This window comes from Streptomyces sp. NPDC102451 (genome assembly GCF_044765485.1).
GTDB lineage: Bacteria > Actinomycetota > Actinomycetes > Streptomycetales > Streptomycetaceae > Streptomyces.
Map to the genome: position 1 here is coordinate 291,179 of NZ_JBIWKD010000002.1, position 12,375 is coordinate 303,553.

The 12,375-nt window shown below is 71.8% G+C and carries 14 protein-coding genes; 11 read left to right on the forward strand and 3 right to left on the reverse strand.

The features are described 5' to 3' along the window. The 4 genes from ACIRD8_RS04845 (at position 1) to ACIRD8_RS04860 (ending at position 3,231) form a co-directional block, all read left to right on the forward strand. Complete coding sequence (locus tag ACIRD8_RS04845) at positions 1 to 765, forward strand: SDR family NAD(P)-dependent oxidoreductase (RefSeq protein WP_403986082.1); 765 nt, start codon at positions 1 to 3, stop codon at positions 763 to 765. Beyond that, on the forward strand, positions 744 to 1,826 hold the full coding sequence (locus ACIRD8_RS04850) for a threonine aldolase family protein (protein WP_403986085.1): 1,083 nt from the start codon (positions 744 to 746) through the stop codon (positions 1,824 to 1,826). The genes ACIRD8_RS04845 and ACIRD8_RS04850 overlap by 22 nt, the downstream gene beginning before the upstream one ends. Before the next feature lie 73 nt (positions 1,827 to 1,899). Then, positions 1,900 to 2,499, forward strand: coding sequence for a transglutaminase family protein (locus ACIRD8_RS04855; protein ID WP_403986088.1), 600 nt, complete (start codon positions 1,900 to 1,902; stop codon positions 2,497 to 2,499). 39 nt (positions 2,500 to 2,538) lie between these two features. Further along, positions 2,539 to 3,231: a B3/4 domain-containing protein gene (locus ACIRD8_RS04860; RefSeq protein ID WP_403986091.1), complete on the forward strand. Its 693-nt coding sequence runs from the start codon at positions 2,539 to 2,541 to the stop codon at positions 3,229 to 3,231. Between the two features lie 34 nt (positions 3,232 to 3,265). Here the strand turns inward: ACIRD8_RS04860 and ACIRD8_RS04865 are convergent, their stop codons facing one another. Then, on the reverse strand, positions 3,266 to 3,988 hold the full coding sequence (locus ACIRD8_RS04865) for a 1-acyl-sn-glycerol-3-phosphate acyltransferase (RefSeq protein WP_099171892.1): 723 nt from the start codon (positions 3,986 to 3,988) through the stop codon (positions 3,266 to 3,268). A gap of 219 nt (positions 3,989 to 4,207) precedes the next feature. Between ACIRD8_RS04865 and ACIRD8_RS04870 the strand changes: the two genes are divergently transcribed. The 5 genes from ACIRD8_RS04870 (at position 4,208) to ACIRD8_RS04890 (ending at position 8,742) form a co-directional block, all read left to right on the forward strand. Continuing rightward, complete coding sequence (locus ACIRD8_RS04870) at positions 4,208 to 4,534, forward strand: TlpA family protein disulfide reductase (RefSeq protein WP_403986094.1); 327 nt, start codon at positions 4,208 to 4,210, stop codon at positions 4,532 to 4,534. 197 nt (positions 4,535 to 4,731) lie between these two features. After that, positions 4,732 to 5,238, forward strand: coding sequence for a flavin reductase family protein (locus ACIRD8_RS04875; RefSeq protein WP_403986097.1), 507 nt, complete (start codon positions 4,732 to 4,734; stop codon positions 5,236 to 5,238). 201 nt (positions 5,239 to 5,439) lie between these two features. Continuing rightward, positions 5,440 to 6,225, forward strand: a complete 786-nt coding sequence (locus tag ACIRD8_RS04880; protein ID WP_403986100.1) for an electron transfer flavoprotein subunit beta/FixA family protein — start codon at positions 5,440 to 5,442, stop codon at positions 6,223 to 6,225. A gap of 86 nt (positions 6,226 to 6,311) precedes the next feature. Continuing rightward, positions 6,312 to 7,274, forward strand: coding sequence for an electron transfer flavoprotein subunit alpha/FixB family protein (locus ACIRD8_RS04885; protein WP_403986103.1), 963 nt, complete (start codon positions 6,312 to 6,314; stop codon positions 7,272 to 7,274). A 169-nt stretch (positions 7,275 to 7,443) separates the two neighbouring features. After that, positions 7,444 to 8,742: a DUF6986 family protein gene (locus tag ACIRD8_RS04890; RefSeq protein ID WP_403986106.1), complete on the forward strand. Its 1,299-nt coding sequence runs from the start codon at positions 7,444 to 7,446 to the stop codon at positions 8,740 to 8,742. 11 nt (positions 8,743 to 8,753) lie between these two features. On the opposite strand, the gene ACIRD8_RS04895 is transcribed toward ACIRD8_RS04890, so the two are convergent. Beyond that, positions 8,754 to 9,782 (reverse strand): LacI family DNA-binding transcriptional regulator, encoded by a 1,029-nt coding sequence (locus tag ACIRD8_RS04895; RefSeq protein ID WP_403986109.1) that lies wholly within the window; start codon positions 9,780 to 9,782, stop codon positions 8,754 to 8,756. 183 nt (positions 9,783 to 9,965) lie between these two features. Between ACIRD8_RS04895 and ACIRD8_RS04900 the strand changes: the two genes are divergently transcribed. Further along, positions 9,966 to 10,943, forward strand: a complete 978-nt coding sequence (locus ACIRD8_RS04900; RefSeq protein WP_403986112.1) for an ROK family protein — start codon at positions 9,966 to 9,968, stop codon at positions 10,941 to 10,943. 9 nt (positions 10,944 to 10,952) lie between these two features. Here the strand turns inward: ACIRD8_RS04900 and ACIRD8_RS04905 are convergent, their stop codons facing one another. Continuing rightward, complete coding sequence (locus ACIRD8_RS04905) at positions 10,953 to 11,129, reverse strand: hypothetical protein (protein ID WP_403986115.1); 177 nt, start codon at positions 11,127 to 11,129, stop codon at positions 10,953 to 10,955. A 186-nt stretch (positions 11,130 to 11,315) separates the two neighbouring features. On the opposite strand from ACIRD8_RS04905, the gene ACIRD8_RS04910 reads away from it, so the two are divergent. Further along, positions 11,316 to 12,359 carry an NUDIX domain-containing protein gene (locus ACIRD8_RS04910; RefSeq protein ID WP_403986118.1) on the forward strand — a complete coding sequence of 348 codons (1,044 nt, stop codon included), beginning with the start codon at positions 11,316 to 11,318 and terminating at the stop codon, positions 12,357 to 12,359. Positions 12,360 to 12,375 lie beyond the last annotated feature (16 nt).

Genomic DNA, 12,375 nt, shown 5'->3' on the forward strand with positions numbered 1-12,375 from the left:
ATGAACGGAACAGGCAGGGCCGACAGCGGTGTGCTCGAGGGCGCGGTGATCGCGGTGGCCGGAGCGGCGGGGCCGGCGGGCCGCGCCACGCTGCTCAGGCTCGCGGAGGCGGGGGCGACCGTGGTCGCCTCCGACGCGAACCCCGAGCGGCTCGTGGAGGCGGTCGACGCCGCGCGTTACGCGCACGGCGGAGCGACCGTCACCGGCGACACGGTCGACCTCCTCGATCCGGGCGCCGCGCGGGAATGGGCGGTCAAGACGGAGAAGGAGTTCGGCCGCGTCGACGGGCTGGTCCACCTCGTCGGGGGCTGGCGCGGCGGCTCCGGCTTCGCGGACACCAGCCTGGCCGACTGGGACTTCCTGGAGAAGCTGCTGATCCGTACGGTCCAGTCCACCTCGCTCGCCTTCCACGAGGTCCTCCAGCGCAGCGACCGGGGCCGGTACGTGCTGATCAGCGCGGCCGGCGCGGGGAGCCCCACCGCCGGCAACGCGGCCTACGCCGCGTCCAAGGCCGCGGCCGAGGCGTGGACGCTCGCCCTGGCCGACTCCTTCCGCAAGGCGGGGGGCGACGCGGGCCCGACATCGGCTGCTGCGATCCTGGTCGTCAAGGCACTGGTGCACGACGCGATGCGCGCCGAGCGCCCGAATGCGAAGTTCGCGGGCTTCACGGACGTCACGGAGCTGGCCGAGGCCATCGCCGGGGTCTGGGACATGCCCGCCGGAGAAGTGAACGGAAAGCGTCTGTGGCTGACCCCGCAACCGTAAGGACCGATGCGCGACGTCACCACGATCCGCAGGTACGCGGTTTCGCCAGTGACAACTACGCGGGTGCGCACCCGGAGATCCTCGCGGCCCTCGCCCTCGCCAACGGCGGCCATCAGGTCGCCTACGGCGAGGACGACTACACCGGACACCTCCAGCGGGTCATGCACAGCCACTTCGGGCCCACCGCCGAAGCCTTCCCGGTCTTCAACGGCACCGGAGCCAACGTCGTCGCCCTCCAGGCGCTGACCGACCGCTGGGGCGCCGTGATCTGCGCCGAGTCCGCCCACATCAACGTGGACGAGGGCGGAGCGCCGGAGCGGATGGGCGGGCTGAAGCTGCTCACCGTCCCGACCCCGGACGGCAAGCTCACCCCGGAGCTCATCGACCGGGAGGCGTACGGCTGGGACGACGAGCACCGGGCCATGCCGCAGGTCGTCTCGATCACCCAGAACACCGAGCTCGGCACCGTCTACACCCCCGCCGAGATCCGTGCCATCTGCGAGCACGCCCACGAGCGGGGCATGAAGGTCCATCTGGACGGTGCCCGGATAGCCAACGCCGCCGCGTCGCTGGACGTGCCCATGCGCACGTTCACCAACACGGTCGGTGTGGACGTCCTGTCCTTCGGCGGCACCAAGAACGGCGCGCTCTTCGGCGAGGCCGTCGTCGTCCTGAACCCGGACGCGGTCCGGGCCATGAAGCATCTGCGCAAGCTGTCGATGCAGCTCGCCTCCAAGATGCGCTTCGTCTCGGTCCAGCTGGAGGCGCTGCTCGCGAAGGACCTCTGGCTGCGCAACGCGCGCCACGCCAACGCCATGGCCCAGCGGCTCGCCGACGGGGTCCGGACGGTGGACGGGGTGGAGATCCTCCACCCCGTCCAGGCCAACGCCGTCTTCGCGCGGCTGCCGCACGAGGTGACCGAGCGGCTGCAGAAGCGGTTCCGGTTCTACTTCTGGGACGAGAAGGCCGGGGATGTGCGCTGGATGTGCGCGTTCGACACCCGTGAGGACGATGTCGACGCCTTCGTGCTGGCGCTCAAGGAGGAGATGGCCCGGCAGTAGCCTTGTGGCATGTTTATGCGGTCGACCGGAAATGTATTGCTTCCGGTCGACCGCATCGTTACGCTCCAGCGCCATGAAGCTGATCCAGAACGCCCCCGCGCTCTCCGCCTATCTGGCCGAGAATGAGGCCATCGATCACGGTCACCCGCTCGTGCGGGAGACGGCCGGGCGCCTGGGGGCCGGGGCGGTCGATGCATACACATACGCCTCGGCAGCATTCGCGTACGTACGCGACACCGTCCCGCACTCGATGGACACGGGCGATCCGCGGGTCACCTGGCGCGCGTCCGACGTCCTCGCCGCCCGCACCGGCATCTGTTACGCCAAGTCGCACGCGCTGACCGCCCTGCTGCGGGCCGCGGGCATCCATGCCGGCCTCTGCTATCAGCGGCTCGTCGGGGGCGGCGGCACGGACCTCGTCGTCCACGGGCTGGTCGCCGTGCGGCTCCCCGGGTGGGAGCGGTGGGTGCGGCAGGATCCGCGCGGCAATGTGGGCGGCATCGACGCCCGGTTCTCCGCGGGTGAGGAGTGGCTGGCCTGGGTGCCGCGACCTGAGTTCAACGAAATGGACTATCCAGTAGTCTATGACGTACCGCATCCGGCCGCTCTGCACGCGCTGCGGAGCTCCCGTGACGGTGTGGAACTGGGCCGGAACCTTCCGGCCTCGCTCTGAGCACCCCGCCCCCGAAAACCCTCCGGAGCAATGCACCCCATGACCCTGACGATCACGGTCTCCGACGAGGTCCGCGCCCTCGCCCCCGGTTTCACCCATCTCGCCGTCGAGGCGCACGGCCTCGTCAACGGCCCGAGTGACGAGGACAGTTCGGCACTGCTGGACGACGCGGTCCGGCGGCTCACCGAGCGGCTCGGCGGCCGGGCCCCGCACGAGGACCCGCATGTCGCCGCCTGGCGCGAGATGTACGCGGCCTTCGGGGCCAAGCCCTCCCGCACGCGCAACTCCGCCGAGGCCCTCGCCAGGCGCGCGCTCACCGGTGCCGGGCTGCCGCGCATCAACCGCCTGGTCGACCTCTACAACGCGATCAGCGTCGCGCACCTGATCCCGGTCGGCGGCGAGGACACCGGCCGCATCAGGGGTGCCATGCGGCTCGTGCGCTCCACCGGCCAGGACCCCTTCCTCACGGTCGCGGGCGGCGAGGAGGTCGTGGAGCACCCCGAGCCCGGGGAGGTCGTCTGGCGTGACGACGAGTCCGTCACGTGCAGGCGCTGGAACTGGCGCCAGGGCACGCGCACCCGCCTCACCGAGGAATCGGTCGACGCCGTCTTCCTCCTGGAGGGCCTGACCCCCGTGACCGCGGCGGAGCTCGGGGCTGCGGCCACCGAGCTCGCCGAGTCGCTGGAGAAGATCAGTCCCGGGGCACGGATCACCCTCCGCGACCCGGCGTGACGTTTCCTCCCGGGCCCGTGGGGCGCGCGGCGGATCAGCCGAGCTCGCGCGCCTCCGCGGGCGTCGGAGCCGTACCGCCGAGGTGGGCCGGGACCCACCAGGTGTCGGCCGCGTCCTTGGGGCGCACCGGGTAGGCGCGCTGTGCGGCCTCCAGGAGCTCTTGGACGCGCTCGCGCAGCCGGCGGGTGATCGCGCCCGCGTACTGGTCGGTGGGGGCCTCCACGGCCTCGCCCACGCGGATGGTGATCGGGGTGTGGCTGCGGCGGAAGTTGCGCGGCCGCCCCTTGGTCCACAGCCGCTGGGTGCCCCACAGCGCCATCGGGATCAGCGGGACGCCGGCCTCCTGGGCGAGCCGTGCCGCACCCGACTTGAAGCTCTTCAGCGTGAACGACTGGGAGATCGTCGCCTCGGGGAACACGCCGACGATCTCGCCCGCGCGCAGGGACGCCAGCGCGTGCGCGTAGGCGTCCTCGCCCTGGTTGCGGTCGACGGGGATGTGCTTCATTCCGCGCATCAGCGGTCCGGACACCTTGTGGCGGAACACCGACTCCTTCGCCATGAAGCGGACGAGCCGCTTCTGGGGCAGGGCGCCGAGTCCGGTGAAGATGAAGTCCAGATAGCTGATGTGGTTGCTGACCAGAACCGCGCCACCGGTCTTCGGGATGTGCTCCGAACCCTGGGTGTCGATCTTCAGGTCGAGCGCCTTGAACAGCGTGCGAGCGGCGCCGATGACCGGCCGATAGACGAGTTCTGCCATCTGGATGAAGACCCTTCTTCAATGCCTGGGGAGGGTTCTCCCGGCGGAAGTTACGCAGCCGTAGGTTTTCGGCATTGGGGCGATCGTGCCCCATGTGCGACGCCGTGGCCAGCCCCAAAGGGCCCGGCGCGAGAGATTCTCGTCACGTGAATCCTCCGGGAATGTAATGAGGCCGCGGGGTGCTGACCCTTTGCGCAGAGCTCTGAGAGGGAGGCCGGGATGGACGGGCGGACGACGGCAGGCACGCTGGACGCGGCCCAACTCGGCGCGGAACTGGGGGATCGGGCCACGCTGGTGCAGTTCTCGACCGCGTTCTGCCAGCCGTGCCGGGCCACCAGGCGCACTCTCGCGGAGGTGGCGGGCATGGTCGAGGGCGTGGCCCATGTCGAGATCGACGCCGAGGCGCATCTCACGCTTGTACGCAGTCTCGGAATCAGCCGGACCCCCACGGTCCTGGTGCTCGACGCGACGGGGCGCATCGTCCGCAGGGCGGCCGGCCTGCCGCGTACGGCTGATGTCGTCGCCGCACTGGGCAAGGCGATGTGACGGACCGTGACGCATCTCCCACATGACGGGACGCACTTGACTGCGCACACCACGCATCGTCAGTCTGACGCTATGCCGCCAGAACCCCTTCTCGTCTGCCGGGTCCACGTCGACCTCGTGCGCCACGCGAGTGCGCGCTGTCCGGGTGCCTGAAGAACCCACGGCCCCGTACGCCCCCTCGCAGAAGGATCTTCCCCATGACGGCCTCACCCGATCTCGGAACCTCCCGGACGGCTTCCCCCGAACTCCTCCGTTCCGTCTTCCGGCAGCACGCCGCCGGGGTCGCCGTGATCACCGCGGCCGGCGCCGGCCCGGTCGGCTTCACCGCCACCTCGCTCAACTCCGTCGCCGCCGAGCCGCCGCTCATCTCCTTCGGGGTGGGCACCTCGTCCTCCAGCTGGCCCACGGTCGCGGAGGCGGAGCATGTGGGCGTGCACATACTCGGCGAGGACCAGCACGAGCTCGCCGCGACCTTCGCCCGGAGCGGCGCCGACCGGTTCGGTCCGTCCACCGACTGGCGCACGGGACCCGAGGGGGTGCCGCTGCTCGGGGGAGTGGTGGCCTGGCTGGTCTGCCGCGTGGTGGCCCGGATTCCGGCGGGTGACCACCGCATCGTGATCGCCGAGGTCATCGCCGGGGACCCGGAGCGGGGCGGCCGTCCGCTGGTCTACCACCAAGGGCGTTTCACGGCTCTGCGAGACTGAGGGCGAGCAAGGCGGTGCCGGAGCGGAGTCCGTTGGCTACGTCACAGTTCCAAGCGCTTGCTTATGGGTAACGTACTGGGTGTACTGGCGAGTAATATTCGACCGGGAGCCGGGTCGCCCCGACCGGAAACCGCCCCATAAGGCGCCTATGCTGCGTGCAACAAGGCAGCCCAGAAATGACGATGCAGTAGGAGAGCCGGCGTGAGCTTGAGGATCGTTGTCTGTGTGAAGTACGTGCCCGACGCCACCGGCGACCGGCACTTCGCCGATGACCTGACCCTGGACCGTGACGACGTCGACGGTCTGCTGTCGGAGCTCGACGAGTACGCGGTCGAGCAGGCGCTGCAGATCGCCGACGAGGCGGACGACGCGGAGATCACCGTGCTCACGGTGGGTCCCGAGGACGCCAAGGACGCGCTGCGCAAGGCGCTGTCGATGGGCGCCGACAAGGCCGTCCACGTCGAGGACGACGACCTGCACGGCACCGACGTCATCGGTACGTCCCTGGTCCTGGCCAAGGCGATCGAGAAGACCGGCTACGACCTGGTCATCGCCGGTATGGCGTCGACGGACGGCACCATGGGCGTGCTCCCGGCGCTGCTCGCGGAGCGCCTCGGCGTCCCGCAGGTCACGCTGCTCTCCGAGGTCTCGGTCGAGGACGGCACCGTCAAGGGCCGCCGTGACGGCGACTCCGCGAGCGAGCAGCTCGAGGCGTCCCTGCCCGCCGTGGTCTCGGTGACCGACCAGTCGGGCGAGGCCCGCTACCCGTCGTTCAAGGGCATCATGGCGGCCAAGAAGAAGCCGGTGGAGTCCCTGGACCTCGAGGACCTGGAGATCGAGGCGGACGAGGTCGGCCTGGGCGGCTCCTGGACCGCGGTCGACTCCGCGGCCGAGCGTCCCGCCCGTACGGCGGGCACGATCGTCAAGGACGAGGGCGAGGGCGGCAAGCAGCTGGCCGCCTTCCTTGCGGAGCAGAAGTTCATCTAGATACGGCCTTGCGGGCCAGAAGTTCATCTGAGCCCCGGCCGTTCCCTCCACCCCGCACTCCCTCGCACGCAGGAGATTGAAGTCCCATGGCTGAAGTTCTCGTCTATGTCGACCACGTGGACGGTGCCGTCCGCAAGCCCACCCTGGAGCTGCTGACGCTCGCCCGCCGCATCGGCGAGCCGGTCGCCGTCGCCCTCGGCAACGGTGCCGCCGACACCGCCGCCGCGCTCGCCGAGCACGGCGCGGTCAAGGTGCTCACCGCCGACGCCCCGGAGTTCGCCGACTACCTCGTCGTACCGAAGGTGGACGCCCTGCAGGCCGCGTACGACGCGGTGTCCCCGGCCGCCGTGCTGCTGCCCTCCTCGGCCGAGGCCAAGGAGATCGCGGCCCGCCTCGCGCTGCGCATCGGTTCCGGCATCATCACCGACGCCGTCGACCTGGAGGCCGGTGACCAGGGCCCGGTCGCCACGCAGTCCGCTTTCGCCGCCTCGTACACCACCAAGTCCCGTGTCTCCAAGGGCACTCCGGTCATCACGGTCAAGCCGAACTCGGTCGCCGTCGAGGCCGCCCCGGCCGCGGGCGCCGTCGAGGCCCTGACGGTCTCCTTCTCGGCCACGGCGACCGGCACCAAGGTCCTCTCGCGCACCCCGCGTGAGTCGACCGGGCGCCCGGAGCTGACCGAGGCCGCGATCGTCGTCTCCGGCGGCCGTGGCGTCAACGGCGCGGAGAACTTCGGGATCATCGAGGCGCTCGCCGACTCGCTCGGTGCTGCCGTCGGCGCCTCGCGTGCCGCGGTCGACGCCGGCTGGTACCCGCACACCAACCAGGTCGGCCAGACCGGCAAGTCGGTCTCCCCGCAGTTGTACATCGCCTCCGGCATCTCCGGTGCGATCCAGCACCGGGCCGGCATGCAGACCTCGAAGACCATCGTCGCGGTCAACAAGGACGCCGAGGCGCCGATCTTCGACCTCGTCGACTACGGCGTCGTCGGCGACCTGTTCGACGTCGTCCCGCAGCTCACCGACGAGGTCAAGACCCGCAAGGGCTGACCCGGCAGGAGCTCTGCCCGTACGAAGGCCCGGGGCCGCGTGGTGTTCTCACCGCGCGGCCCCGGGCTGTTTCCGATCACCATTGACGCAAGGACCGCGAGACTTATAACTTCACTATGCGGATGAAAGCTTCCGGGAAGCGGAAACAATGAACGTGGAGGGTACGGTCATGGGTCAGCAGGAGAAGGTGGCAACGAGCCTCGCCGGCACGGTCGGTGAGGAGATCGGCGCCTCCCTCACGTCGGTGGACGCCGAACTCGCCCGCCGCTACCCGGGGGATCCCGGCACCCGCCAGCCCGTCCACACCGTCTACGTGCCCGCCGACGACTTCACCCCCACGACCCTCCGCACCTGGGGCGACCAGGCGCTGGCCGCGCTCGACGAGCACGCCCCCAACGCCGCCGCGCTCGCCTCGGTCCTCGGCATCCCGGAGGAGCTCGCGGAGCCCGTCCACGACCGCGTACGCGCCAAGCTGGAGCGTGAGCCGGTCGAGGACCTGCGCATCGACTTCGAGGACGGCTACGGGCCCCGCCCCGACGCCGAGGAGGACGAGGCCGCCGCCCGCGCGGCGCGTCTGGTCGCCGAGGCGTACGCCGACGGGACCGCGGCCCCGTACATGGGCATCCGGATGAAGTGCATGGAAGCCGCGGTGCGTGACCGCGGCATCCGCACCACGGACATCTTCCTGACCGGCCTGATGCGGGCCGGAGGCCTCCCCGAGGGGCTCGTCCTGACGCTGCCCAAGGTGACGTACCCCGAGCAGGTCACCGCCTTCGTACGGCTGCTGGAGGCCTTCGAGGAGACCCACGGGCTGCCCTCCGGGCGCCTCGGGTTCGAGATCCAGATCGAGACCAGCCAGTCCATCCTGGCGGCGGACGGCACCGCCGCCGTGGCCCGCATGATCGACGCCGCGCGGGGCCGGGCGACCGGACTGCACTACGGGACCTTCGACTACAGCGCGTGCGTCGGTGTCAGTCCCGCCTACCAGGCCAGCGACCATCCCGCGGCCGACCACGCCAAGGCCGTCATGCAGGTCGCCGCCGCGGGCACCGGCGTGCGGGTCTGCGACGGCTCCACGAACGTGCTCCCGGTCGGCCCCACCCGGCAGGTCCACGACGCCTGGCGCCTGCACCACGGCCTCACCCGCCGCGCTCTGGCCCGCGCCTACTACCAGGGCTGGGACATGCACCCGGGGCACCTGCCCACCCGTTACGCCGCCGTCTACACCTTCTACCGCGAGGGTCTCGGCCAGGCCGCGTCCCGGCTCGCCGCCTATGTGGCCAAGGCCGGCGGTGACGTCATGGACGAGCCCGCCACCGCGAAGGCGCTCAGCGGCTACCTGCTCCGCGGCATCGACTGCGGGGCCCTGGACACCGCGGAGGTCGCCCGTCTGACGGGTCTGACCCGCGCGGACCTGGACGGCTTCGCCTCGCCCCGCCGCGGCGGGCTGACCGTCACGGCGCCGTAGGCGTCAGGCCTTCACGCGGGCGGGAGCTCCCCCGAGCCGCGCGGGATGAGCCGGGTCGGGAGCTCCACCCTGGCCGGGGCGTGAGCGGCACCGTCGAGGCGCCGGAACAGGTGTTCCGCCGCCGTGCGGCCGACCGCCGCCGCGTCCTGCGAGATCACCGTGATGCCGAGCAGGTCGGCCAGCTCGATGTCGTCGAAGCCGACCAGGGCGATCCGGCGTTCGCACTCGGCGAGGACACGGACTGCGGTGACCGTCACCCGGTTGTTGCCCGCGAAAAGCGCGGTCACCGGCTCGGGCCCGGCCAGCATGGCCTCGGCGGCGGACCTGACCCGGGCCGGGTCGGTCGGGCCGAGGGAGACCCAGGCGTCCTGGACCTCGATCCCGGCGTCGGCCATGGCCGCGTGGTACCCGCGCAGCCGCTCCGTCGCCGTGTGGATGCGCGGCTGGTCGCCGATGAAGCCGATCCTGCGGTGGCCGTGCGCCACCAGGTGGGCGACGCCCGCGCGCGCCCCGCCGAAACTGTCCGACAGGACCATGTCCGCGTCCACCCGGCCCGCCGGACGGTCGACGAACACCGTGGCGATGCCCGCCTTCATCTCGGGCTCCAGATAGCGGTGGTCGTCGCCGGCCGGGATCACGATGAGGCCGTCCACCCGGCGGGCGCAGAGCGCGAGGACGAGCTCCTGCTCGCGCTCCGGGTCCTCGGCGCTGGAGCCGTTGATCAGCAGCGCGCCGTGGGCGCGGGCCACTTCCTCCACGGCGCGGCTCAGCGGGCCGTAGAAGGGGTCCGCGAGGTCCTCCAGGACGAGGCCGATCGACGCGGTGCGGCCCTTGCGCAGGACGCGCGCGCTGTCGTTGCGGCGGAACCCGAGCGCCTCGATGGCCTCCTGGACGCGGCGCTCGGTGTCGGGGGTGACCCCCGGCTCGCTGTTCACCACGCGGGAGACCGTCTTGAGGCCAACTCCGGCACGGGCGGCCACGTCCTTCATGGTCGGCCTGTTGCCGTAGCGGGACTCGGAACGGCGGGCGGTCTCGGGCACGGTGCGCTGTCCTGTCGTCGGGAACGGTTGATTCCGGCCTCCACCGGAGGTGCCGGGAGGGGGCCGGATGCTGTGGCGTCGAGCATAGGCCCTGGACAACGTTGTCAAGAGAATGGAGACTGGGTGGACCATCCGACTGAAGCCGCAGGTCCTGCGCCCCACCCCTCCGGAGAGTCCACACCGATGCATACCGACCTCGTCGCCGCGCTCGACATCGGCGGTACCAAGATCGCCGGGGCGTTGGTGGACGGCGGCGGATCCCTTCTCGTACGGGCGCAGCGCCCCACGCCCGCCCGGGAGGGCGCCGAGGCCGTGATGGATGCGGTCGGCGACGTCCTGACGGAGCTGGCGGCCTCCCCGCTGTGGCACCGGGCGCGCACGGTCGGCATCGGCAGCGCGGGGCCCGTGGACGCCTCGGCCGGCACGGTCAGCCCGGTCAACGTCCCGGGATGGCGCGGCTTTCCGCTGGTGGACCGGGTCGCGGCGGCAACGGGCGGCCTGCCGGTCACCCTCGTCGGCGACGGGGTCGCGATGACGGCGGCGGAGCACTGGCTGGGCGCCGCCCGGGGCTACGACAACGCACTCTGCCTGGTCGTCTCCACCGGCGTCGGCGGCGGTCTCGTGCTCGGCGGAAAGCTGCACCCGGGCCCCTCGGGCAACGCAGGCCACATCGGCCACATCAGCGTCGATCTGGACGGCGACCCCTGCCCCTGCGGCGCGCGCGGCTGCGTCGAACGCATCGCCAGTGGACCGAACATCGCCCGGCGGGCCCTGGAGAACGGCTGGCGTCCCGGCCCGGACGGGGACGCGACGGCCGCCGCGGTGGCCGCCGCCGCACGCGCCGGAGACCCGGTCGCGGTCGCCTCCTTCGAGCGGGCCGCCCAGGCGCTCGCCGCCGGGATCGCCGCCACCGCCACCCTGACGGACATCGACATCGCCGTGATCGGCGGGGGAGTGGCCGGCGCGGGCGAGGTGCTCTTCGCCCCGCTGCGCAGGTCCCTGCGCGACTACGCCACGCTCTCCTTCGTCCAGGACCTCACCGTGACCTCCGCGGTGATGGGCACCGATGCGGGGCTGGTCGGCGCGGCCGCCGCGGCCGCGACGGTCCCGACGGGCCGTGCCGGTGCCCGGAACGGCGTACGGGCCGTGGCCACCCCGTAGGGCTCCGGGTCAGCGGCCGAGGTCCGCCGGCTGCCGGGGCACCACCACCAGGAACACGTCCCGCTCCAGGTCCATCACGACCTCGGCGGCCATGCCCTCGCCGCGACGGGCGGCGGCGAACTCCTCCGCCGGCCGGCTGCCCCGTGGCCCTCCCGCGGGAAACTGCTCAAGTACCGTGCGGCGCACCGCGTACCCCCTCGTCGTTCCAGTGGCTGCCCGCTCCAACGACGTCCGGCCGTCACGGGTTACGGCGGTGGGGGCGGCCCGGCCCCGTACGGCGGGAGGCCTCCGGCGCAACCGCGTCACCCCCGCGGGGTTTCCGGAGCGGGGTGTTGCGGGCAAGCCACAGGGGGCTACGGAAGAGGGGGACCCGTGATCGTCTGGATCAACGGTGCGTTCAGTGCGGGCAAGACCAGCGCCGCGTGCGAACTGATCGATCTGATCCCGAACAGCACCTTCTACGACCCCGGCCTGACCGGAGGGGGACTGCGCCGGCTGCTGCCCCAGAAGAAGCTCGCCGAGGTGACCGACTACCAGGACCTGCCGATATGGCGGCGTCTGGTGGTCGATACGGCGGCCGCGCTGCTCGCCGAGCTCTCCGGGGTGCTGGTGGTGCCGATGACACTGCTGAGACAGGAGTACCGCGACGAGATCTTCGGCGGGCTCGCCTCCCGGCGCATACCGGTGCGCCATGTACTGCTCTCACCTGAGGAAACGATCCTGCGGAAGCGGATCGCCGAACGAGAGGAGTTCGCCGACGATCCCGAGCACAGCGAGCGCGTCCGGCAGTGGGCCTACGAGCACATCGAGCCGTACCGCGCGGCGCTCGGCTGGATCACCGCGGACGCCCACACGATCGACACCAGCGCGCTCACCCCGTACCAGACGGCCGAGCGGATAGCCGAAGCGCTGCGCACCGGTGAGGCCAGGGAGTGCGGCATAGTCCAGACCCCCGAACCGCGCGCCGAGACCGTCGCGTCCGGGGTGCTGCTCTTCGACGAACAGGACCGGGTGCTGCTCGTCGACCCCACCTACAAGCCCGGCTGGGAGTTCCCCGGCGGTGTGGTGGAGCCCGGAGAAGCCCCGGCCCAGGCCGGGATACGGGAGGTCGCCGAGGAGCTCGGGCTCCGTCTGGACAGGGTGCCGGGGCTCCTGGTGGTCGACTGGGAGGCGCCGAAGCCGCCCGCGTACGGAGGACTGCGCTTCCTGTTCGACGGCGGCCGGCTGCGCGCCGAGGACGCCGCCCGGCTGCTGCTGCCGGGCTCGGAACTGCGCGGCTGGCGGTTCGTCACCGAGGAGGAGGCCGCCGGCCTGCTCCCGCCGACCCGCTTCGAGCGGCTCCGCTGGGCCCTGCGCGCCCGCGAGCGGTCCACCGTGCTCAACCTGGAGGCCGGGGTGCCCGTGGGCGGCCCGTAGCGCCGTACGGGCCGCC